Genomic DNA, 22,020 nt, shown 5'->3' with positions numbered 1-22,020 from the left:
CGACGTAGGGCGGAATTACTGCAAGGGCTTGCCGGTACGGTCGTGCATGAACAGCAGTGCGACAAAGCTGATCGCGGCCGCGGCAATCACGTAATAGGCCGGCGCCAGCTTGCTGCCGCTCGATGCGATCAGCCAGGTCACGATCAGCGGGGCAAAGCCGCCGAAGATGGTCACGGCGAAGTTGTAGGCCAGCGACAGGCCGGTGGAGCGGACCTCGGTGGGGAACTGCTCGGCCAGCACGGCCGGCGCCGGGCCGGTGAAGGCCGCCAGCAGGATGCCCAGGATCACCTGGACCATCAGCAGGGTCTGGGTGGTTGGCGAGACGTTGAGCCAGTGGAACAGCGGATAGGCCAGCACGCCGATGATCAGCGCCACGGTGCCCAGCATGCGCTTGCGGCCCACGCGGTCGGACAGCATGCCCATCAGCGGGCACAGCACCAGGATGATGGCCCCGCACAGTGCGGTCGACTGGAAGGTGGCGCCCAGCGGCAGGCCGAGCTGCTGCTTGGCGTACGACGGCATGTAGAACACCAGCACATAGGTGCAGACCGTCCACAGGATGGTCACGCCCAGGCCGGCCAGCACTTCGCGCGGATGGTCGCGCAGTACCTGCGTGAGCGGCGAGAACTTGACCTTGCTGGCAGCGCGTTCGGCACGGCGGGCCTCAAAGGCGGGCGGCTCTTCCAGGTGCGAGCGGATATACATCCCGACCGGGCCGATCAGCAGGCCGAACAGGAACGGGATACGCCAGCCCCAGGCATCGATCTGCTCCGGCTCCAGGCCGTTGATCACCAGTGCGCCCATGGCAGCGCCCAGCATGAAGGAAATGCCCTGGCTGGCCTGCTGCCAGCTCGCATAGGCGCCGCGCTCCTCGTCGGGAGCGTGCTCGATCAGGAAGGCGGTGGCGCCGCCAACCTCGCCGCCGGCCGAGAAGCCCTGGATCAGCCGGGCCAGCACGATCAGCGCCGGTGCCCACAGGCCGATCGACGAATAGGTGGGCGCCAGGCCGATGATGGCGGTGCCGAGTGCCATCATCAGGATGGTCAGGGTCAGCGCTGCCTTGCGGCCGACGCGGTCGGCGTAGACGCCGAGCACGATGGCGCCGACCGGGCGCATGAAAAAGCCCACGCCGAAGGTGGCGACGGTCAGCAGGAAAGACGTGAGGTCATTGCCGGTGGGGAAGAACAGCTTGGCAATGATCAGCGCAAAGAAGCTGTAGACAGTGAAGTCGAACCACTCCAGGCCGTTGCCGATGGTGGCGGCGAGGATGGCCTTTCGTCGTTGGGCTTTGGATATTTCGTGGACTTGAGGTATTGCAGCGTTGGCTTGCATGTGGCGTTTGATGCGGTGAGAAATCGACGGGAGGCCTGCCCCGAAAACGGGCATGCGCTCCGAAAGGCAGAATAGTAAGCGATTCTTTAATTACCCAGCAGGATGGCAGCGTGTGGAGTCAGATCCGCATGGCCGGCTGTGCGGCCAGCGCCCGGTGGAATGTTCCACGTGAAGCACGCATGTCCGTGCCCGCCGTCCAGGGCGCGCGACGGCCGGGATTCAGGGCTGGCTGGCGTGATGCTGGCGCGCGCCGCGGGCGTCGGGCGCCTCGCCCGGGCCGGCTTCTTGTTGCGGCTCCGGTGTATCCGGCCGCTGGCGCGTGAGCCACAGCCACAGGGCGCTGCCGACCCACCCGGCCACGAAGACGGAATCGCCCACGTGGTTGAGCAGCGCCGGGGCGCCAGGCGCATTGAATACATCGACCAGCAAGGGGGCAGGAAGGCGGGCGGCAATCCATAGGAGCACAGCCGGTCCGCTTGCATACACGCCTGGCTGCCACCAGTTTGCATGGGGCAGCAAGGGCCTGTGGGCTGTGCGCTTGACCACGGTGTTCTCCAACCTGACACGCTTTCGGGGCGCGTCGTATCCAGTCATGCGGGGTTTGCCAGGGTCCGCGCGGACGACGCATTGCGCCGCGCGAAGCTGGGCCGGACCCCGTGCTGGAATCATAAGCCGATTGCCCGCTGCGTGTCCGAATCTTTAAAGCGTTGTGTGGTGCACCCCACGCTCGCAGGGTGGGCTGGGCGCGCATATGGTGGTGGGAAGTGCGGTGGCGCCGCGTGAATTCAAGTTTTTTGATGGAGGTGTCCGCAAATAGGTGGCGCTGGGGCTGGGCAGTTTTGTCAAACTGAACACCGCTATCAAAAGGACTTGAAGGCCGCCATCATGCTTCCCGCCATCTACATCTCCCACGGTTCGCCCATGCTTGCCCTTGAGCCGGGCTCGAGCGGCGCCGCCTTCGACGCCCTTGGCCAAGTGCTGAGGGCGCGCAAGCCGCGCGCCGTACTGGTCGTCTCGGCGCACTGGATCTACAGCACCCTGGTGGTCGGCACCCGCGAGCGGCAGGAGGCTTGGCACGACTTCGGCGGCTTTCCGCGCGCGCTGTACGAACTGCGCTACGACGCCCCGGGCTCGCCGGCGCTGGCCGCTCGCGTCAAGGCGCTGGTCGAGGCCGCGCAAGTCCCCGGCGCCGCGGTAGTGCTGCAGGACGATGAGCGCCCGCTGGACCACGGCGCCTGGATGCCGATGCGGCATTTCTTCCCGGATGCGGACGTCCCGGTGGTGCAGCTGGCCTTGAACCCCTATCTCCCCCCCGCAGCCCAGATCGAGATCGGCCGGGCGCTGGCACCGCTGCGCGACGAGGGCGTGCTGGTGCTGGGTTCGGGCAGCTTTACCCACAACCTGCAGGAAGTCTTCGGTGCCGGAGGCCGGCGCGAGCAGCACGGCTCGCCCGTCGAGCCCTATGTGGAGGCATTCCGCGGCTGGATGATCCAGGCGCTGGACGATGCGCTCGCCACCGGCGACACCACGCGCATCGCGGACTATCGCGCGCAGGCGCCGTATGCGCGCCGCGCCCATCCCGCCGACGAGCATTTGCTGCCGTTCTTCGTGGCGCTGGGCGCGGCGCTAGGCCCGCACGAAGGCGTGCCCGCCGGGCAGGCGCCGGCCGGCGTGGCACGCGTGGCCGATGAGGTCACTTATGGCGTGCTGGCGATGGATACCTTCGTGTTCGAAGGGGCTGGCACGCACCATGCCCCGGCATGGAGCGAGGCTGCCTGAGCCTGTCTGAGCCTGCCCGGGCATCATGCCTTGCGGGCCAGGAGGTAAGGGCGCGCCAGGCGCGCGCCCGCCACCGCGATCCAGCCCATGGTGAGGGCAACCACCCCCAGGCCGTATCGCAGGCTGGTGACATGGGCCACGCCGCCAATCATCACCGGTCCCATCAGCAAGCCGATATAGGCAAAGCGCGCCACGCGCGAGATGGCTTCGGCCGGCGTCACACCGGGCAGGCGCGAAGCCGCCACGAAGAAGATCGGCACCATGTTCGCCGCGCCCAGGCCCATCAGCGCGAAACCGACCAGGCTCGCCGCCGGCGCGGGCCACAACAGCGCCAGCAGGATTCCCGCGAACGCCACCCAGGCGCTGGCGCCGAGCGTGCGCGCGTCCGACCAGCGCGCGCGCAGGCGGTCGCCGCTAAAACGGCCGCAGGCCATGCCACCGGAGAACGCGGCATAGCCGGCGCTGATCCAGGCGTGCGGCGCCAGCGCCACCTCGCGCATGTAGACGCTGGACCAGTCATACATCGCACCCTCGCCAACCAGGCCGAGGAACGCCATCAGGCTTAGCAGCCAGAGCGCGCGCACCGCATGCGCGCGGTGATGCGCGGAAGGTGGCAGCACGGGATGGTCGTCCAGCAGCCAGGGCGCCACGCCCGCCGTGACCGCCGCGGTCAGCACCGCCATGCCGAGGGCGTGCGCCAGCGGCGGCACGCCCAGGCCCAGCAGCACACCGCCAACCGCCGCACCCGCCATGCCGCCCAGGCTGAACATGCCGTGCAGCGCGGACATGATAGGCCGCGTGCGGCTGGCCTCCACCGTGGCGGCCTGCGCGTTCATGCCCACGTCGAAGGCTGCGTTGGCCGTGCCGAAGGCGATCAGCGCCAGGATCAGCAAGGCAAACTCCGGCATGGCCAGGATGGCCACGGTAGCCAGGGCGTAGACCAGGCCGCTGCGCCGACAAGCGGCCGCGCTGCCCACGCGCCCCACCCAGCGTCCCACCGGCCCCATCGCCGCGATGGCGCCCCCGGCCACGGCCAGCATGGCCAGCGACAGCACCGCATCCGACAAGCCGAAGCGCGCCTTGATAGTCGGGATGTGCACGCCCCAGGTGGCAAAGGTGGCGCCGTTGACAAAAAACAGCGCCATGGTGGCGCGCGCGGCATGCTCCACGCGCCGCGCGCTGACTGGCGCGGCGGCAGGCGTTGCGCAGGAGGGGGCGGGCGGCTGGGTCAGGTTGGGGGAAGCGGAATCGGGCATACGGGCGGCAGGCACAGCCGGCCCCGCCGGATGGCGCGGAAGGAGTGGCCTGGCGGGCGCGGCAGGGTAATCGAGCCCAGCATCGTCGCACATTGGTGCGTCGGGCGCATGACCGGCGGCGTAGCCGGCCAGCGTGGCCGGCTACGCCGCCGCCGTGTGGCTGGCCGTGCGCAGCAGCCCGCGCCGGTGCAGGGCAAAGCTGAAAGCCGCCAGCGCCGTCAGCGCCAGCGCCACCATCACCCACAGCATCAGCCAGTAGCCGCCCGCGGCGCGCCACAGCAATGCGCCCAGCCAGGGCGCGGCGGCCTGCATCAGCAGCACAGGCGTCATCATCAGGCCGTTGAGGGTGGCGTAATGGTGGCGCGAGATCAGTTCCGGCATGGCCATGGCGCGCAGCATGGTGTTGATGCCGTTGGCGCAGCCGTACAGCACCGCCGCCAGCATCAGCCATTTGCCATAGCCGAGCGCAAAGCACAGCAGGCCCAGACACATCACCAGATAGACCGGCAGCGACAGCCGCAGCGGGTGACGCACGGGAAAACGCATCATCACCAGGCGGCCGACCACCTGCGCCGGGCCGATCAGCGCCGCCACCACCAGTTGCTCGCCCAGCGGCAAGCCCTTTTCGGTCAGCATCGGGATCAGGTGGGCACCCAGCAACGAGGCAATCACCGCCAGCGCGGTGAAGGCCAGCACCACGGCCCAGAACACCGGCTGGCGCAGTGCGATGCCGGCGATGCCCGGTTGCGCGGCATCCGCCAGCGGGGCCGGCGCCGGCGCGGCCGCGTAAGTGGCATGCGCCGCATAGCGCAGGCGGGCGTGCAAGGGCGCGCAAACGAAGAGGTTGAGCCCGGCGAAGCACAGCAGCGTCTCGCGCCAGCCCAGGTGCAGCACCAGCCATTGCGCCAGCGGCACGAAGATGGTGCTGGCAAAGCCCGCCATCAGCGTCACGGTGACGATGGACTTCTGGTAGCCATCGCCAAAGGCCTGGCGCAGCACGACGAAGGCGGGCTCGTACAGCGTGGTCGCCATGGCCAGCCCCATCGGTATCCACATCAGCAAGAAGGCCGTCTGGTTCGGGCTCCACGCCCACAGCAGCAGGCCGGTGCCGGCGAGCACGGAACCCGTGCACATCACGGCGCGCGCCGGCACGCGGTCGAGCAGGCGGCCCACCGCGAACGAGCACATCGCCCAGACCAGCAGCCCGAGCGAATAGCCGCCGGCAAGGAAGGGCTTGGAGTAGCCCAGCGCCGCGCTCATCGGCCCGATGAACACGGTGAAGGCGAAATACAGCGTGCCCCAGGAGATCGTTTCGGTGATGCCGAGGGTCCAGACCAGCTGGCGTGGCGAGATGGCGCGTGGGCCGGGTGGGGCGTCTTGTCGTGTCATGGCGCGCCTGGACGCGGTATGTACCGCCGCGCGGTGGCCGCCGTGAGGAGGCGGATGGCGCGCTGGGCGGCGAGGGGGGAGCGGGAATTGTAGCGGGCATCCAGGCGCAATGCCCGCCTTGCGTCACATGGCCCGGCGGCTATTGCTTGCCCGTGGGCGGCCCTTTGAGCTCCACCATGTTGCCGTCCGGGTCGTGCACGTAGATCGACGGGCCTTTGCCTTCGGCGCCGAAGCGCATCTCCACCGGACCCGGTTCCACGCCGTGCGCGCGCAAGTGGGCGCCGATCGCATCGGCATCGAACGGATCGAGGCGCAGGCAGAAGTGGTCGAGGTTGCGGCCTTGCCTGCCCGGCCCGGCGCCGCCGGCACGGCCCAGCGGGCCGTCCAACGCTACCAGGTCGATCAGCCCGCCGCCCGCGCGTAACTGGATCAGGCCGAATTCCGCCTGCACACGTTCGACGCTGCAGCCAAGCACATCCACATAGAAGCGCATGAGCGCCGTCACGTCGCCGGTACGCAGGACAAGGTGATCGATGCCGAGGATGCGGAACATGGCCAAAACTCCCTGCGTGCCCAGCGCTCAGATATCCGGAATCAGCCGCTTGCCCAGGCTGACCGCCTCGTCCTGCGCGTACCCGAGACTGCGGTAGAAGTCGATGACCTTGCTGTTGCCAGTGCGCACCAGCAGGTTGATCTTGGGGCAGCCGCGCTCGATCAGCAACTGCTCGGCGTGCGCCATCAGGCGGCGGCCGTAGTCGCGGCGCTGGTGATCCGGGTGTACCGCCAGGTAGTAGACCCAGCCGCGATGGCCGTCAAAGCCGACCATGGCCGATGCCACCGGATGGCCCTCCACTTCGCCCACCAGGAACAGCTCGGGCTGCTCGGTCAGCTTGCGGGCAATGTCTTTCTTCGGCTCGTTCCACGGCCGGGTCAGGCCGCAGGCTTGCCAGAGATCGATGATGGCGGCTTCGTCGGCGGTCAGGTAAGGGCGGATCTGCATGCGGATTGATGCGCCGCGGCATGCGGCGGCAATGTTAAGTCCTTGACAGTGTAGCCGCCAAACCTGTGCCAGAATCGTTGCTCAATGTTTGTTCAATCGTTGTTCAATCGTTGTTCATCACAAACAAAACAAGCAGGATCAGCCTGCACGGAGACCCCACAATGAGCGAAACGACCACGCACGCCCGCGCCACCTTCAGCCACATGGAACAAGGCACGCGCGAGGACTGGGCGGCGATATCCGCCGAGTTCATGCCCTTTGCGCAGGCGCTGGCCGACCGCGTGCTCGATCACCTGCGACTGCTCGACGGCGACTGCGGCGGCTTTCCCATCGACCGCCTGACCCACTGTCTGCAGACCGCCACCCTGGCTCACCGCGACGGGCGCGACGAGGAGTACGTGGTATGCGCGCTGCTGCACGATATCGGCGACACGCTCGGCAGCTTCAACCATCCCGACATCGCCGCCGCCATCCTCAAGCCCTTCGTCAGCCCGGAGAACCTGTGGATGGTGGAGAAGCACGGTGTGTTCCAGGGCTACTACTTCTTCCATCACCTGGGTCTGGACCGCAACCTGCGCGAGCAATTCCGCGACCAGCCCGCGCTGTTCGAGCGCACCGCGGAGTTCTGCGCCAAGTACGACGGCGCGGCCTTCATGCAGGACTACGACACGCTGCCGCTGTCCTTCTTCGAGCCCATGGTGCGGCGCGTGTTCGCGCGTCCGCGCAACTCGATGTACGTGAAGGAGAACGAGAGTACGCTGGCGCAGCCGGCCTGAACCTGGCCGCCATAGGTTGACTGCAAGGAAGTTGAATTTCTGTCTTGACGGAAATTTCCGAACAGATAAACTGTGAGGCATGGAACTTCAACCAGTCGCACAACGCTTCGTCCTGCACTGGGGCGAAATGGGCTCCAGGTGGGGCGTCAATCGCACTGTCGCGCAGATTCACGCCCTGCTGTTCCTTGCCGAGCATCCGCTGCCGGCCGAGGAAATCGCCGACACGCTCAACGTCGCACGCTCCAACGTCAGCAACAGCCTGAAGGAGTTGCAGAACTGGAAGCTGATCCGCACCGTGCACATGATGGGCGACCGGCGCGATCACTTCGAGACCATCACCGATGTGTGGGACCTGTTCCGCACCGTGGTACGCGAGCGCAAGCAGCGCGAGTTCGATCCCACCATCGATGCCTTGCACGAATGCGTGAACAATCCCGCGTTCGCCAGGGAGAGCAAGGAAGTGCAAAAGCGCATCATCGCCACCTTGCAGCTGATGGAAACGCTGGGCAGCTGGGGCGACGAAATGCTGCGCCTGTCGCCCGATACCCTGGTCAAGGTGATGAAGCTCGGCGCGCGTATCCAGAAACTGGTACGTGGCGACCAGCGCGCCCGCGAAGCCGGCAAGTAACACAGGCATGCACAGGCATGAAAAGCAGGCCGCCGCAGTGGCCGCTTTTTTTGACCGGATATTTCTCTTAAGACAGAAATTAATGTAAATAAGGATGCTTGAGATGGACCCCACCAGCGGCACGCTCTACACCGTCATCCTCAACCTGCTGATCGTGCAGGGATTGATGGGTGCCTTCGATACCGTCTGGCATCACGAACTGCGCTGCGCCTTGCCCCAGCAGCACAACGCCGCGCCGGAGCTGCGCCTGCACGCGATCCGGGCGGTGCTGTACGGCGTGCTGTTTGGCGGCCTGGCCTGGTTTGCCTGGGGTGGCGCCTGGCTGGTGCCGCTATGGGCCATCGTTGCCATCGAGATCCTGCTCACGCTGCGTGACTTCGTGGTGGAAGACCAGACCCGCAGCCTGCCGCCGAGCGAGCGGGTGACGCATACCGTGCTGGCCATCAACGGTGGTGTGATCTTCGGCCTGCTGGCCTGGCATTCGCAAGCCTGGTGGAAACTGCCCTCGGGCCTGCACTTCCATCCGCAAGGCTGGCAAAGCTGGGTGCTGAGCGTGTTCGCGCTCGGCGTGGCCGCCTCTGGCGTGCGCGATGCGTTCGCAAGCCGCTCGCTGGCGGCCCGCGCTGGTGCTACGCCGTCGTTCGATTTCGCCGGCGCTGATCCCTCGCGGCGCGCGCAGTCGTTCCTGCTGACCGGCGGCACCGGCTTTATCGGGCAGGCGCTGGTGCGCTCGCTGCTGGCCGATGGCCATCGGGTGACGATCTGGGCGCGCAACCCGCGCGTGGCTGCCCAGTTGTTCGACGGCCGCGCCGCATGCGTCGGCTCGCTGGCGCAGATCGATCCGGCCGTGCGCTTCGACGTGGTGATCAACCTTGCCGGCGCGCCCATCCTTGGCCCGCGCTGGTCCGCCGCACGCAAGCGCAGCCTGGTGAAAAGCCGCGTGGGCACCACGCGCGCGCTGGCAGCGTGGCTGGCCGCCGCAGCGTACCGGCCGCGCCTGATGATCAATGGCTCGGCGGTGGGCTTCTACGGCATCCAGGGTGACGACGACCTGAGCCAGCGGACGGAGGCCAGCGCGCCGCAAGACATCTTTGCCTCGCAGTTGTGCCAGCAGTGGGAGGACGCGGCCCGCGCGGTGACGCCGCTCGGCATCCCGCTAGCCATCCTGCGCCTCGGCGTGGTCTATGGCCATCAAGGCGCGCTGCCCGCCATGCTGATGCCGGTGTGGCTCGGCGTTGGCGGTCCGATGGGCAGCGGCCGGCAAGCGCAGAGCTGGGTACACATCCACGACGTGCTCGGCGTGATCGCCTGGCTCTGCCGGGGCGACGCCGCGCAAGCCGCCCCGGCGGCTGTCGCCACCTATAACCTGGTCGCGCCAGATAACCCGAGCCAGGCCGGGTTTGTGCGCGCGGCTGCTGCGCTGCTGCGCCGGCCCGCCTTCATGCCCACGCCCGCATGGCCGATGCGGCTGGCGCTGGGCGAGCAGGCCACGCTGCTGCTCGACGGGCTGCGCGTGGCGCCGGCGCGCCTGCAGCACGAGGGCTATGCCTTTCGCTTCCCGACCCTGCAACTGGCGCTGGAGGACCTGCTCGGCAACGGGCGGGCACGTCGATGAACACGTTAGCCGCGCAGGGCACGCACGCCGGCCCGCAAAGCCTGTACGGGACCATGCTGGGTGCCGCCCTTGCCAGCCTGCCGCCGGTGCTGCAGCGCGTGCATCGTGCCGAGGGCGTGCACCTGCGCGGCACGCTGAGAGTGCGCTGGTGCGCGCGGCGCTGGCTGCGCGCGCTGATGCGGCTGTCGGCGTTGCCCCGGCCCACGGTGGCGGCGGCGACCCTTGTGACCATCTCACCGGAGCCCGCCGGCGAGCGCTGGCACCGCAGCATCGGCGGGCACACCGTGGCGAGCCGCATGCGGCTCGCGCGGGCCGGGCAGGTGACGGAACGCATGGGGCCGCTGGCAATCGTGCTGGCAACGCGTGTCGATGGCACCGGCCGGCTGTGGCAGGCCAGCCGTGGCGTCAGCCTGTTCGGCCTGACCGTGCCGTGGCTGCACGTGCTGGCCAGCGAACGCGCACGGGATGCGCACAGCTATCGCTGCGATGTGCGCATTTGGGCGCCGCGCCTGGGCTACCTGCTGCGCTACGACGGCGTGCTGACCATCCGCGAACCTGAATCCGAACCTGAATCTGAACCCGAGACTTACCTGGAGAATGCGGCATGAGGTCCAACCCTACCATCGGGCACAGCGCGTGCGCCAGCCTGCCCCGCGTACCGGCGTGGATGCCTGCCGTACTGCGGCTGGCAGCTGTCTATAACCTGCTCTATGCGATTGCGCTGAGCCTGTGGCCGTCGCAGATCTTCGACTGGCTGGGCATGCCGGCCACGCCCGATGCCATGATCCGCTGCATTGGCATGATGGTGGGCGTCTACGCGCTGGGCTACTGGATCGCGGCGCAGGACATGCTGCGCTACTGGCCTCTGGTGGTGGTGGGACTCGTCGGCAAGACGCTGGGGCCGCTGGGTTTCCTGCATGGCGCACTGACCGGCGTGTTCGCATGGCGCAGCGGCTTGTTCGTGCTGTGCAGCGACCTGATCTGGTGGGTGCCGTTCTGGGGGATGACGCTGTTCGCGTTGAAGCATCGGGACCGCTGATATCGCTGCGTCAGCAGTGTCTTTACCCCTGCCTTCGCGCAATCCCCAAGCAAAAGCAGAAATTTCCTACTCTTTTATCGCTCCATGTTGGGTATAGATTGAGGCACCCCGAATGTAACCTATAGGAGGTGCACTGATATGGCGCTGCCCAACACGCCCTTTCGCCCATGCGGGCACGTTCTGCACACCCGGCCAGCGCTGTTCGTGCTGATCAACTACGCGCCAGGCGAAGGCCAGCCGGACTGGTGCAACGCCTCATGCGAGTTCGTGGAGGAGGGCAATGCCGATGCCGGCTCGGCACTGGCCGTCCATATCTCGCCCTTTGACGCACTGCTGAACGCGGCGTTCGTGTCTAGCCCGGGCAAGCCATATCACGTCGTGCATGCGGCGGTATTCGATCCCCGGACCTTGATCCGGGACAGCGGCGGAAAGCTCCATATCAACCTGCACTGCGGCTGGGCTGCAAGCGACGGCCGGATCGTGGTCCGGCGCAAAGGGGCGCTCGCCAGCGTTTGCATGGTGCAGACCGACGAGATCCCGCCAGCGCAGCACGATGCCATCGAACTCGAGATCGACCAGCAAGGCATTGCCAGGTACGAACGCCTGCGCGAACACGCCGGGCTGTTCGCGCACGCGGATTCGCATAGCCTGATCGAAACGTGGACGGAACAGCAACGGCATCAGGCGGTGGCGCTGGCCATACAGCGCATGCCGGAAACGGTCTGCGTGGGCGCGCAGATCAACCAGGTCGCCCTCTACGACCCCGAAGCCGCGCAATGGCACTTCGTGCCCATCGAGGTTTTCTTCGACAAGCCGGATCGCAAGGCGGTTGCCTGAAAGGTTGGCTTCAGGCCGGTTATCGAGTTTCAGCAAGAACACGCCATCAGAGAGGTCTTCTTATGATGCATTTGCGATGTGCGCTTCGCGATGGGGATCGCACCAGTAACAACGGCATGCTGATGGGCACCGGGGAGATGACGCACGACGGCGCGCGGGTTGGCGTCGAAGGGGACTTTGCCACCTGCCCGGTGTGCAAGAGCGGTGGCACCGTCACCAATGACTGCTACCCCGCGTTCAGCCTGACGGACAAGCAGATCCTGGTGGAAGGCGCCCGCGTCAACTGCAAATGTGCCGTCAAGCCGATTGTCATTGCCTCGCAGAACACCTTCACCATTGAGGTGACCCGTGGCGGTCACACGCATTTGCCGGCGGATAGCGCTGCCGCCGCGCCGGTGGAGGCATCGAACAAACTGGTGGCGGGGGTGCCCAGGGAAACGTCTGAAAACGATCCCACGCTGATCTGCCAGAACATGAGCAACGCGGAGTTCCACGCCACGATGAACCGGCTGCGCGACAAGGCTGTGCGGCTGCTGGCTGACCGTCTGGTCGAACTGGACCGGTGGAATCGGGCGGATCAGGACAAGGTCAGGCTTTGGTTTGGCAATGCAAGGGACGATACGCGCGAGACATTGCGTGATGGGTTGACCCGGATGCGGGAGATCATGCGCGGGCTGACCGGTGGGAACTATGAGCGCTGTACGATGGAAGGGCTTGCGCGGGTTGGGTGCGTGCCGCGGGCGAAGGATGGGGAGATTCCGAACGCCGCATCAGTCTGTAAGCCGGACGGTAGTTATACTATTTTCATTAACATGCCATTCTGCTATCTAGAGGCTGAGATCAATACCTTGGACGGGATACCAATAAACAAGGATTCGATGCTTCTGGTGCTCGTTCACGAAATATCCCATTTCCCAGGTGCGATGGATGCAAGAGATGACTGGAGTTCTGTTTTTAATTCTCAGAATAGGGCAAAAGAGGGAAATGAGTTGTGCATTGCAATGGCCAATAACATAGCGAGCTACGTTCTTGACATCCCAAATTGGAGGGGAGATTTCCCTGTATGGAAACCTTGAGAAGGGCGTTGTTTTTCATAATTTGGTTTGTCTGGTCTGTCCCCGCCGTCGCTTGTAGTCTGGGCTTTCTCGGGTATTCACCGGTCTTCGATGACGAGAAGCCTACACTCTCCGCGAATGAAGTCTTGCGACTGGCGGACTGGCGGGCGCGCTTAAGAATCTGGCTGCCAAATGGCGGCAAGTATCACATCACAGTCAACCGCAATGAGAAGGCGGGAGTCTCCGCAGGGCTCGCCGAGCAACGTCGGCAGAGCCTCACTTCGCTGCTGCTGGCACTCGGCATCGAACCAACGGACATAGAAGAGTCTGTTGTAAAAGGCTACCGTTTAGACATTGCGGGGCCATGGATACGGCCGGATCTTAACCGGGCATCCATTGAAATTACAGAACCGCGCTGCCCACATGGCTGCTGCCCAGGGCCGCAGCCAATGGTGAGGTAAAACGGAACACAAGTCCTCTGCCGCCATTTGGTTGGACTCAACTGCCAGCCTGGGCGAAATCGTGACGCCAGCAGCCACGCCGGAAACAAAAAAACCCCACATTTCAGAGAAATGTGGGGTCCGTCCGCAACCGGAGCGCCCCTTCGCGGCGGCGCTCCGTTCAAGCTAAAACTCAAGCCACCCGCTGCGCCGTCTCCGGATGCCGGAACTGCTCAAGCAGCGCCGTCCAGCGCGTACGCACCTTCGCCAGGTTGTCGTCCTTGACGTGCCCGAAGCCGCGAATGTCGTCGGGCAGGCTGGCCAGGGTGATCGCGGTCGCGTGATTGGCTGCGCTCAAACCACGCGTCAGCTCCTCCAGCAACGCACGATACTCGCCGATCAGGGCGCGCTCGGTGCGGCGCTCGGCGGTCTTGCCGAACACATCGAACACGCCGCCGCGCAGGCCTTTGAGCTTGGCCAGCACGCCGAAGAGCTTCATGGTGGAGGGACCGAAGCGGCGCTTCACAAGATGCCCCTTCTCGTCGCGCTTGGCCATCAGCGGTGGCGCCAGCCAGAAATTGAGCTGGTAGTCGCGCCCGGGCTCGCCTTCGAACTGGTTGCGCAGCTTGTCGAGGAAGATCGGATCGGTATAAAGGCGCGCGACTTCATACTCGTCCTTGTAGGCCATCAGCTTGGACAGGTTGCGTGCCGCCGCTTCGGTCAGCGGCAGCGGCTTGCCATTGCCAACCAGTGCGCTTTCCGCCGCGCGCACACGGCTCACCGTGTCGCGGAAGGTTTGCGCGTAAGCGGCATCCTGATAAGCAGTCAGGTGCTCGGCGCGGTGCGCGATCAGCTTTTCCAGCAGGGCGCCGGAGGAGGTGGGCAGCTTGACCACTTCCGCGCCTTCGGCGGTGTTGCGCAGCTTGCCGGTGAGCGACAGCACATGCTCCGGGTCGTGCGCCATGTGGCGGCCCCAGTCGAAGGCGGCCTTGTTTTTTTCCACCGCCGTGCCGTTGAGCTCGATGGCGCGCACCAGCGCGTCCAGCGATAGCGGCAGCCAGCCCTTTTGCCAGGCGTAGCCCAGCACCAGCGGGTTGGTGAAGATGGCGTCGCCGATCAGCGCCACGGCCAGGCCGCTGGCGTTGATGAAGTCGCATGCCTCGCCCACGGCATTGCGCACATCCTGTTCCGCCGACAGGCCGGGGAACTGCCACTTGGGATTCTTGATGAACTCGGCGGTGGGCGTCTGTGCCGTGTTGACGATGGCGCGCGTGCGTCCTACCTGGGTCTTGGAGATGACATCGTCGATGGCGCTGACGATGGCGTCGCAGCCAATCACCAGGTCCGCTTCGCCCATGGCGATGCGGGTGGCGTGGAGCTGGTCCGGGTGCGCGGCAATCTGCACGTGCGAGAGCACCGCGCCGCCCTTTTGCGCCAGGCCGGCCATGTCGAGCACGGTTACGCCCTTGTTTTCCAGGTGCGCGGCCATGCCGAGCAGGCCGCCGATGGTGACCACGCCGGTGCCGCCCACGCCCGTGACCAGCACGCCGTAGGGATGCTCAAGGCCGGGCAGCGCCGGTTGCGGCAAGGCGGGCAGGTTGTCCATCGACACGCCGTGGCGCTCGGGCTTCTTCACCTGCGCGCCTTCGGCCGTGACGAAGCTCGGGCAGAAGCCGTTGACGCACGAGAAGTCCTTGTTGCAGGACGACTGGTTGATCTGCCGCTTGGTGCCAAGCTCCGTTTCCAGTGGCTCCACCGACAGGCAGTTCGACTTCACCGAGCAGTCGCCGCAGCCTTCGCAGACCGCGTCGTTGATGAAGGCGCGCTTGGCCGGATCGGGGTAGGTGCCGCGCTTGCGGCGCCGGCGCTTTTCGGTGGCGCAGGTCTGGTCGTAGATCAGGATGGTGGCGCCGGGCACCTCGCGCAGCTCGCGCTGGATCCTGTCGAGCTCGTCGCGGTGGTGCACTTCCACGCCTTGCGGCAGCTTGATGGCGGCGCTGTATTTCTCCGGCTCGTCGGTGACGACGACGATTTTCCTGGCGCCCTCGGCCGCAACCTGGTTGGCCACGTCCTGCACCGACAGCTTGCCGTCGATCGGCTGGCCGCCGGTCATGGCGACTGCGTCGTTGTAGAGGATCTTGTAGGTGATGTTGACGCCTGCCGCGATCGATGCGCGAATCGCCAGCAGGCCGGAGTGGAAATAGGTGCCGTCGCCCAGGTTGGCGAACACATGCTTGTCGCCGGCGAAGGGCGCCTGCCCGATCCATGCCACGCCTTCGCCGCCCATCTGGCTGAAGGTGCTGGTGCTGCGGTCCATCCACACCGTCATGTAGTGGCAGCCGATGCCGGCCAGCGCGCGCGAGCCTTCGGGCACGTTGGTGGAGGTGTTGTGCGGGCAGCCCGAACAGAACCAGGGCTTGCGCTCGGCCGCCACGCGCGGCACGGCCATGGCTTTTTCCTTGGCCTCGATCACCGCGATGCGCGCGGCGATGCGCGCGCGCACGTCGGCGGGCAACTCGAACTTGTCGAGCCGCGTGGCGATGGCGCGGGCAATGATGGCGGGCGACAGTTCATAGTGCGCCGGCAGCAGCCAGTTGCTCTGCGGGATCGACCATTCGCCGCCTGCGTTGTCTTTTTCGTCGAACTTGCCGTAGACCTTGGGGCGCACGTCGTCGCGCCAGTTGTAGAGCTCTTCCTTGAGCGCGTACTCCATGATCTGGCGCTTTTCTTCGACCACCAGGATTTCCTGCAGGCCTTCGGCAAAGGCGCGCGCGCCGTGCGCTTCCAGCGGCCACACGCAGCCCACCTTGTACAGGCGGATGCCGATGCGTGCGCAGGTCTCATCGTCCAGGCCCAGGTTGGCCAGCGCCTGGCGCGTGTCGAGATAAGCCTTGCCGCCGGTCATGATGCCGAAGCGCGCATGCGGCGAATCGATCTCGATGCGGTCGATCTTGTTGGCGCGCACATAGGCCAGGCCGGCGTACCACTTGTAGTCGAGCAGGCGCGCTTCCTGTTCCAGCGGCGGATCGGGCCAGCGGATGTTCAGGCCGCCCGGCGGCAGGATGAAATCCTGCGGCAGCACGATCTCCACGCGATGCGGATCCAGCTCCACCGATGCCGATGACTCCACCACATCGGTCACGCATTTCATCGACACCCACAGGCCGGAGTAGCGGCTCATGGCCCAGGCATGCAAGCCGTAGTCGAGATACTCCTGCACGTTCGAGGGATAGAGCACCGGCAGGCCGCAGGCCTTGAAGATGTGCTCGGACTGGTGCGCCAGCGTGGACGATTTGGCGGCGTGGTCGTCGCCCGCCAGCACCAGCACGCCGCCGTGCCTGGAGGAGCCGGCCGAGTTGGCGTGCTTGAAGACGTCGCTCGTGCGGTCCACGCCCGGGCCCTTGCCGTACCACATGCCGAACACGCCTTCGAACCTGGCGTCCGGATACATGTTCACCTGCTGCGAGCCCCATACCGAGGTGGCAGCCAGGTCTTCATTCAATCCCGCCTGGAACACGATGTCGTGCGCGGCCAGATGCTGCTTGGCCTTCCATAGCGACTGGTCCAGCGCGCCTAGCGGCGAGCCGCGGTAGCCAGAGATAAAGCCGGCCGTGTTCAGGCCGGCGGCGCGGTCGCGCTCGCGCTGCAGCATCGGCAGGCGTACCAGCGCCTGCGTGCCGCTGATATAAACGCGGCCACGCTCCAGCGTGTATTTGTCTTCCAGGGAAACGTTTGCGAGCGCGCGGCGGATGGCGTCGCTGACCGGAGGGGTCAGGGGGGCATTCATAGGTGCTCCTCTATGGGACATGCAGTCGGGATCACCGACTCACTTCAGTTGTGGGTGACCGCGCGCCGCCTCTTGTGAAGGCGGAGAACGGCCGTGTCTCGTTGCCGCATGGTAGCACCGCCCCCAAGGGGGCGGCACCTTGCGACGCAGCAAAAAGCGCGCCCGCCACAGGCGTGCTTTCCCGAATGGACACGCTTCGCGTGTACACTGCGTTGCAAACAGGTTTACGCAACAAACGGGCAGATGCGGACCGTGCGCCATATCTTCAGGGATTGTGCCCCGGTGCAACCCGCCCCATCCGAGGCCGACCGGCCTCCAGGACCCAACATGACTATTTCCTCCCGCCAGGGCACCGCGACCCTGGCTGTGCTGATCGACGCCGACAATGCGGCGCCCGCCATCGTCGAAGGCCTGCTGGCCGAAGTCGCCAAGTACGGCGTAGCCGCCGTCAAGCGCATCTACGGCGACTGGACCAAGCCCAACCTGGCTGGCTGGAAGGAGCGCCTGCTGTCGCACTCCATCCAGCCGATCCAGCAGTTCCGCTACACGGTCGGCAAGAACGCCACCGACAGCGCGATGATCATCGACGCGATGGACCTGCTGTACACGGGCCGCTTCGACGGCTTCTGCATCGTCTCCAGCGACAGCGATTTCACCCGCCTGGCCTCGCGCATCCGCGAGCAGGGCCTGACCGTGTACGGCTTTGGCGAACGCAAGACGCCCAAGCCCTTCGTCACGGCCTGCGACAAGTTCATCTTTGCCGACGTGCTGCGCAGCGACGCCGACACCGACACCGATACGGAAGCCGACGGCGCCGCCGCGCCCGCGCGCAAGCGCAACAGCGGCGAGCTGCGACAGGATTCGCGCCTGGTGCGCCTGCTGCAAAGCGCCTCGCAAGCGGTCTCCGACGAAGACGGCTGGGCCACGCTCGGCGGCATGGGCAACCACATCGCCAAGCAGGCACCCGAGTTCGACTCGCGCAACTACGGCTACGGCAAGCTCTCCGAGCTGGTAGCTGCGACGGGCCTGTTCGAAGTCGAGACCCGCAACGGCAACAACAACAAGACGCTGTGGGTGCGCCTGAAGCGCCGTTCGAAGTCTGGCGAAGGCGAGCCCCGCCAAGGCGACGAGCGCCAGCCCGAGAACCGCCAGGGCGAGAATCGCCAGCCCGAGAACCGCCAGCCCGAGAACCGCCAGCCCGAGAACCGCCAGGGCGAAAATCGCCAGCCCGAGAACCGCCAGGGCGAGAGCCGCCAGGGCGAGAGCCGCCAGGGCGAGAATCGTCAGCCCGAGAACCGTCAGGGCGAGAACCGTCAGGGCGAGAACCGCCAGGGCGAGAACCGCCAGGGCGAGAACCGCCAGGGCGAGAACGCCCAGGCAGAAAGCCCTCAGGCTGAGAACCGCGAGAACCGTGACAACCGCGAGCGGCGCGAGAATCGCCGCAACAAGCGGCGTGGTGGCGATCGCCAGCCTTTCCCGCAGCAACAAGGCTCGCGGCCGGAGCGTGCGCAGCAGGCCGCACTGCCTGTGCAGCCCGCGCCGGTGCCCGAATTTGCAGCTCCCGCCCCCGCTCCCGTCAGCGAAACCGCCCCGTCGTTCGTGGTCGATCCGATGGACGTGCTGGAGCGCGTGGAGCAGGCTTACAACGGCGCCGAGTCCGAGGACGAGCGGGACGACGCCGATGCTGGCGAAAACGGCGAATCGAACGGTGGCCGCCGCCGCAAGCCGCCCAAGCCCGAGGTCACGCTGAGCGAGATTCCGTGGCCGATCGACAGCTCGATCTTTGTGGCACCGTCGTCCACCGTGGTGGCGGCGGTCGTCGAAGCCGTCGAAGTCATCGAGATTGTCGAGGTGGCGCCGGTCGTGGAAGCGGTCGAGGTTGCCGAGGTCGTCGAAGCCGCTCCGGTTGTGGAAATCGCCGAGGTGGTCGAGGTTGCCGAGCCGGTCGAGCCCGTGGTTGAGGTCAAGGCGAAAGCCAAGGCCCCGGCCCGTGCGAAAAAGACGGCTGCACCCGCCAAGAAGGCTGCCGCACCTGCCAAAAAGGCAGACGCACCCGCCAAGAAAGCGGAAGCACCAGCCAAAAAGACCGCTGTAGCCGCCAAGAAGGCTGCTGCGCCGGCCAAGAAGGCCGCCGCTCCCGCCAAAAAGGCTGCGCCTGCAGCCAAGAAGGCAGCCGCCGCCGCGCCGGCCAAGCGCGCACCGAAGAAGACGGCGAAGGCTGCTGAATAAGCCACACTCGCCAGAACGTAAAACGGCGCCGCAAGGCGCCGTTTTGCATTTCAGCAGCTTGTGCCGCCAGCCGCATGATTAGCGTACCAGCTGGTTGATCTCGATGATCGGCATCAGCACCGCCAGCACGATCAGCAGCACCACCACGCCCATGCTGAGGATCAGCAGCGGCTCGAGCAGGCTGGTGAGGAACAGCGTGCGGCGCTCCAGCTCCGCGCCTTCGCCCTGCGCCGCGCGCTCCAGCATGATCGGCAGGTTGCCGGTGGCTTCGCCGGAGCGTATCAAATGCACCAGCACGGAAGGAAACTGGTTCTGCGCGGCCAGTGCGCGCGCCAGCGAGGCGCCTTCGCGCACCCGCGTGGTGGCGTCATCCACATTGGCCTTGAGCGCTTCGTTGGTCAGTGTTTCCCCGGCTGCCTGCAGGCTGCGCAGGATGGGCACGCCAGCGGAAACCAGGATGGCGAGCGTGCTGGCGAAGCGTGCGGTGTTATAGCCCCGGATCAGCTTGCCGACCAGCGGCGCGGTCAGCAGCCAGCGGTGCCATTCCAGGCGCACACCGGGCTGGCGCAGCAGGCTGCGTATGCCCAGGCTCACCGCCACGATGAACGCCAGCGCGGCCCACCACCAGTTGCGCACGAAATCCGACAGCGCCAGCATGATGATGGTCAGCGTCGGCAGCTTCTGCTTGGTGTTGGCGAAGACGCTCACCACCTGCGGCACCACATAGGACAGCAGGAAGATCACGATGGCGAACGCCACCACGGTGACGATGGCGGGGTAGGTAAAGGCCAGCCGGATCTTGGCGGTGAGCGAATTGCGCGTCTCGATATAGTCCGCCAGCTTTTCCAGCACCAGGCCGAGGTGGCCCGAGTGCTCGCCGGCTGAAACCAGCGCGCGGTAGATATCCGGAAAATCGCGCGGATGGTGCAACAGCGCCACCGATAGCGAGCTGCCGCCGACGACATCCGCACGGATGCCGGCCAGCAGCTCGTGCACATAGCTGCGCTCGGCCTGGTCGGCCAGCGCCGCCAGTGCTTCGTCCAGTGGCAGGCCAGCCACGATCAGGCTGGCGAGCTGGCGCGTGAACAGCGCCTGCTCTTGCGTGGAGAGCCGGCGCACGAAGGCAGCGGTGCTGCTTTTCTGCACGCCGCCGACGCCTGCCAGCGGATCCACATTGAGCGGTGTCAGGCCGCGCGCGCGTAACTGGCCGCGGGCCTGCTTGGGGCTGTCGGCTTCGATGACGCCGCGATCGGTCTTGCCGGCGGCGTCGACGGCCTCGTAACGATAGGCTGGCATGTCTGCGGGCTCGCCCTTAGTCGCGCGTGACGCGCAAGACTTCTTCCAGCGCGGTCGCGCCCGAGTCGATCCAGCGCTGCGCATCGCGGCGCATGGTGTGCATGCCGCGCTCCAGGGCCACCTTCTTGATCTCGGATTCGGCCGACTGGCGGTGGATCATCGTGCGGATTTCGTCATCCACGCTGAGCAGCTCGTATACGCCCATGCGCCCCTGGTAGCCCGAGTGGCCGCATTTGTCGCAGCCCACCGCATGCCACACGCGTTGCAGCGGTTTGCCTTGCGCCAGCAGCACGTCGGCTTCGTCGGGTGTGACTTCGATCACTTCCTCGCGCTTGCAGTGCTGGCACAGCCGGCGTACCAGCCGCTGCGCCAGCACGCCGAGCAGCGACGAGGACAGCAGGAAGGGCTCGATGCCCATGTCGACCAGCCGCGTCACCGCCGAAGCCGAGTCATTGGTGTGCAGCGTGGCCAGCACCAGGTGGCCCGTCAGCGAGGCTTGCACCGCGATCTGCGCGGTTTCCAGGTCGCGGATTTCGCCGATCATCACCACGTCCGGATCCTGGCGCAGGATGGCCCGCAGCGCCTTGCCGAAAGTCATGTCGATGCGCGGGTTGACCTGGGTCTGGCCAATGCCGTCGAGGTCGTACTCGATCGGGTCTTCCACCGTCATGATGTTGGTGGTGCGCGCATCGAGCCGCGACAGCGCGGCGTACAGCGTGGTGGTTTTGCCCGAGCCGGTCGGCCCGGTCACCAGCACGATGCCGTGCGGCTGGCGGATCAGGTGATCGAAGCCGCCCAGCGTGCCCGGCGCCATGCCGAGCTTGGCGAGATCGAGGCGGCCGGCCTCCTTGTCGAGCAGGCGCAGCACCGCGCGCTCGCCGTGGCCGGTGGGCAGCGTGGAGACGCGCACGTCCACGGGACGCCCGCCCACGCGCAGCGTGATGCGGCCGTCCTGCGGCAGGCGTTTTTCCGCGATGTCGAGCTGCGCCATGATCTTGATGCGCGAGATCAGCGCGCCGTGCAGCGCCTTCTTCGGGCGCACCACGTCGCGCAGCGTGCCGTCCACGCGAAAGCGCACTACCGAGGATGACTCGAACGGCTCGATGTGGATATCGGAGGCGCCTTCGCGCGCGGCCTGGGTGAGCAGCGCGTTGATCATGCGGATGATGGGGGCGTCGTCCTCGGACTCCAGCAGGTCTTCCACGGCGGGAATGTCCTGCATCAGCCGCGACAGGTCGACTTCGCCCTCGACCTCGCCAACCACCTGCGCGGCGCTGCCGCTGTCCTGGCGGTTGTAGGCCTCGGACATGGCGAGCTCCAGCGCCTCGGGCTCCAGCACGCGCAGGCGCAGCGGCCCGTGCACGCGCGCCACTTCGGCCAGCGCTGCGGGCGAGGTGGCGCGGCTGACCCACACCTCCAGGCCGTCGGCGTGCTGGTGCGCGATCAGCAGGCGGGCCTCGCGCGCGAAGCCGTAGGTGACGAGGCGCGCGGCGATGGTCGACGGCGGGTCCAGTGGCTCGAGCGGCTCGTCGGGCATGGCGGCGGGGGCGATGCTTGTGGCC

The 22,020-nt window shown here is 66.4% G+C and carries 19 protein-coding genes; 10 read left to right on the top strand and 9 right to left on the bottom strand.

The window, feature by feature from the left end; translation table 11 throughout:
• Nucleotides 1-15: 15 nt before the first annotated feature.
• Both RR42_RS19610 and RR42_RS19605 read right to left on the bottom strand, forming a co-directional pair.
• Nucleotides 16-1,332: an MFS transporter gene (locus RR42_RS19610; RefSeq protein ID WP_144409859.1), complete on the bottom strand. Its 1,317-nt coding sequence runs from the start codon at nucleotides 1,330-1,332 to the stop codon at nucleotides 16-18.
• Between the two features lie 219 nt (nucleotides 1,333-1,551).
• Entirely contained in the window at nucleotides 1,552-1,797 is a 246-nt protein-coding gene (locus RR42_RS19605; protein WP_419188867.1) for a hypothetical protein, read from the bottom strand.
• Nucleotides 1,798-2,217: 420 nt separating this feature from the next.
• Here RR42_RS19605 and RR42_RS19600 point away from each other — a divergent pair, with 420 nt between their 5' ends.
• Nucleotides 2,218-3,111, top strand: coding sequence for a DODA-type extradiol aromatic ring-opening family dioxygenase (locus RR42_RS19600; protein ID WP_043352421.1), 894 nt, complete (start codon nucleotides 2,218-2,220; stop codon nucleotides 3,109-3,111).
• A 23-nt stretch (nucleotides 3,112-3,134) separates the two neighbouring features.
• On the opposite strand, the gene RR42_RS19595 is transcribed toward RR42_RS19600, so the two are convergent.
• The 4 genes from RR42_RS19595 to RR42_RS19580 form a co-directional block, all read right to left on the bottom strand.
• Nucleotides 3,135-4,256, bottom strand: coding sequence for an MFS transporter (locus tag RR42_RS19595; RefSeq protein ID WP_043352420.1), 1,122 nt, complete (start codon nucleotides 4,254-4,256; stop codon nucleotides 3,135-3,137).
• 252 nt (nucleotides 4,257-4,508) lie between these two features.
• Nucleotides 4,509-5,756 (bottom strand): MFS transporter, encoded by a 1,248-nt coding sequence (locus RR42_RS19590; protein ID WP_043350468.1) that lies wholly within the window; start codon nucleotides 5,754-5,756, stop codon nucleotides 4,509-4,511.
• A gap of 139 nt (nucleotides 5,757-5,895) precedes the next feature.
• A complete protein-coding gene (locus RR42_RS19585; protein WP_043350465.1) occupies nucleotides 5,896-6,309 on the bottom strand; it encodes a VOC family protein in 414 nt (137 codons plus the stop codon).
• Nucleotides 6,310-6,336: 27 nt separating this feature from the next.
• Nucleotides 6,337-6,756: a GNAT family acetyltransferase gene (locus tag RR42_RS19580; RefSeq protein ID WP_043350461.1), complete on the bottom strand. Its 420-nt coding sequence runs from the start codon at nucleotides 6,754-6,756 to the stop codon at nucleotides 6,337-6,339.
• A 161-nt stretch (nucleotides 6,757-6,917) separates the two neighbouring features.
• Between RR42_RS19580 and RR42_RS19575 the strand changes: the two genes are divergently transcribed.
• The 8 genes from RR42_RS19575 (at nucleotide 6,918) to RR42_RS39775 (ending at nucleotide 13,167) form a co-directional block, all read left to right on the top strand.
• Nucleotides 6,918-7,532: an HD domain-containing protein gene (locus RR42_RS19575; protein WP_043350459.1), complete on the top strand. Its 615-nt coding sequence runs from the start codon at nucleotides 6,918-6,920 to the stop codon at nucleotides 7,530-7,532.
• Nucleotides 7,533-7,611: 79 nt separating this feature from the next.
• The gene (locus tag RR42_RS19570; RefSeq protein WP_043350456.1) at nucleotides 7,612-8,160 is read left to right on the top strand and encodes a GbsR/MarR family transcriptional regulator; all 549 of its coding nucleotides are present in this window, start codon (nucleotides 7,612-7,614) and stop codon (nucleotides 8,158-8,160) included.
• 103 nt (nucleotides 8,161-8,263) lie between these two features.
• A complete protein-coding gene (locus tag RR42_RS19565; protein ID WP_043352419.1) occupies nucleotides 8,264-9,775 on the top strand; it encodes a TIGR01777 family oxidoreductase in 1,512 nt (503 codons plus the stop codon).
• Nucleotides 9,772-10,383, top strand: a complete 612-nt coding sequence (locus RR42_RS19560; protein ID WP_043350453.1) for a DUF4166 domain-containing protein — start codon at nucleotides 9,772-9,774, stop codon at nucleotides 10,381-10,383. The genes RR42_RS19565 and RR42_RS19560 overlap by 4 nt, the downstream gene beginning before the upstream one ends.
• Nucleotides 10,380-10,814 carry a hypothetical protein gene (locus RR42_RS19555; RefSeq protein ID WP_082054943.1) on the top strand — a complete coding sequence of 145 codons (435 nt, stop codon included), beginning with the start codon at nucleotides 10,380-10,382 and terminating at the stop codon, nucleotides 10,812-10,814. Before RR42_RS19560 ends, RR42_RS19555 begins: the two co-directional genes overlap by 4 nt.
• Before the next feature lie 138 nt (nucleotides 10,815-10,952).
• A complete protein-coding gene (locus RR42_RS19550; RefSeq protein WP_043350450.1) occupies nucleotides 10,953-11,651 on the top strand; it encodes a hypothetical protein in 699 nt (232 codons plus the stop codon).
• Between the two features lie 116 nt (nucleotides 11,652-11,767).
• Nucleotides 11,768-12,727, top strand: coding sequence for a hypothetical protein (locus RR42_RS37805; RefSeq protein ID WP_158408291.1), 960 nt, complete (start codon nucleotides 11,768-11,770; stop codon nucleotides 12,725-12,727).
• Nucleotides 12,715-13,167, top strand: coding sequence for a hypothetical protein (locus RR42_RS39775; protein ID WP_144409858.1), 453 nt, complete (start codon nucleotides 12,715-12,717; stop codon nucleotides 13,165-13,167). The genes RR42_RS37805 and RR42_RS39775 overlap by 13 nt, the downstream gene beginning before the upstream one ends.
• A 172-nt stretch (nucleotides 13,168-13,339) precedes the next feature.
• Here RR42_RS39775 and RR42_RS19540 read toward each other — a convergent pair whose 3' ends face one another.
• Nucleotides 13,340-16,933: an indolepyruvate ferredoxin oxidoreductase family protein gene (locus RR42_RS19540; RefSeq protein WP_043350447.1), complete on the bottom strand. Its 3,594-nt coding sequence runs from the start codon at nucleotides 16,931-16,933 to the stop codon at nucleotides 13,340-13,342.
• A 327-nt stretch (nucleotides 16,934-17,260) separates the two neighbouring features.
• On the opposite strand from RR42_RS19540, the gene RR42_RS19535 reads away from it, so the two are divergent.
• On the top strand, nucleotides 17,261-19,162 hold the full coding sequence (locus RR42_RS19535; protein WP_043350444.1) for an NYN domain-containing protein: 1,902 nt from the start codon (nucleotides 17,261-17,263) through the stop codon (nucleotides 19,160-19,162).
• Nucleotides 19,163-19,240: 78 nt separating this feature from the next.
• Here the strand turns inward: RR42_RS19535 and gspF are convergent, their stop codons facing one another.
• Together gspF and gspE are read right to left on the bottom strand one after the other, a co-directional pair.
• Entirely contained in the window at nucleotides 19,241-20,458 is a 1,218-nt protein-coding gene (gene gspF / locus RR42_RS19530; RefSeq protein WP_043350441.1) for a type II secretion system inner membrane protein GspF, read from the bottom strand.
• A 16-nt stretch (nucleotides 20,459-20,474) separates the two neighbouring features.
• Nucleotides 20,475-21,995: a type II secretion system ATPase GspE gene (gene gspE, locus RR42_RS19525; protein ID WP_419188889.1), complete on the bottom strand. Its 1,521-nt coding sequence runs from the start codon at nucleotides 21,993-21,995 to the stop codon at nucleotides 20,475-20,477.
• Nucleotides 21,996-22,020 lie beyond the last annotated feature (25 nt).

It is taken from the genome of Cupriavidus basilensis, assembly GCF_000832305.1.
Taxonomy (GTDB): Bacteria; Pseudomonadota; Gammaproteobacteria; order Burkholderiales; family Burkholderiaceae; genus Cupriavidus; species Cupriavidus basilensis_F.
The sequence above is the reverse complement of the archived record's forward strand: the minus strand, read 5'-3'. Positions and strand labels throughout refer to the sequence as shown.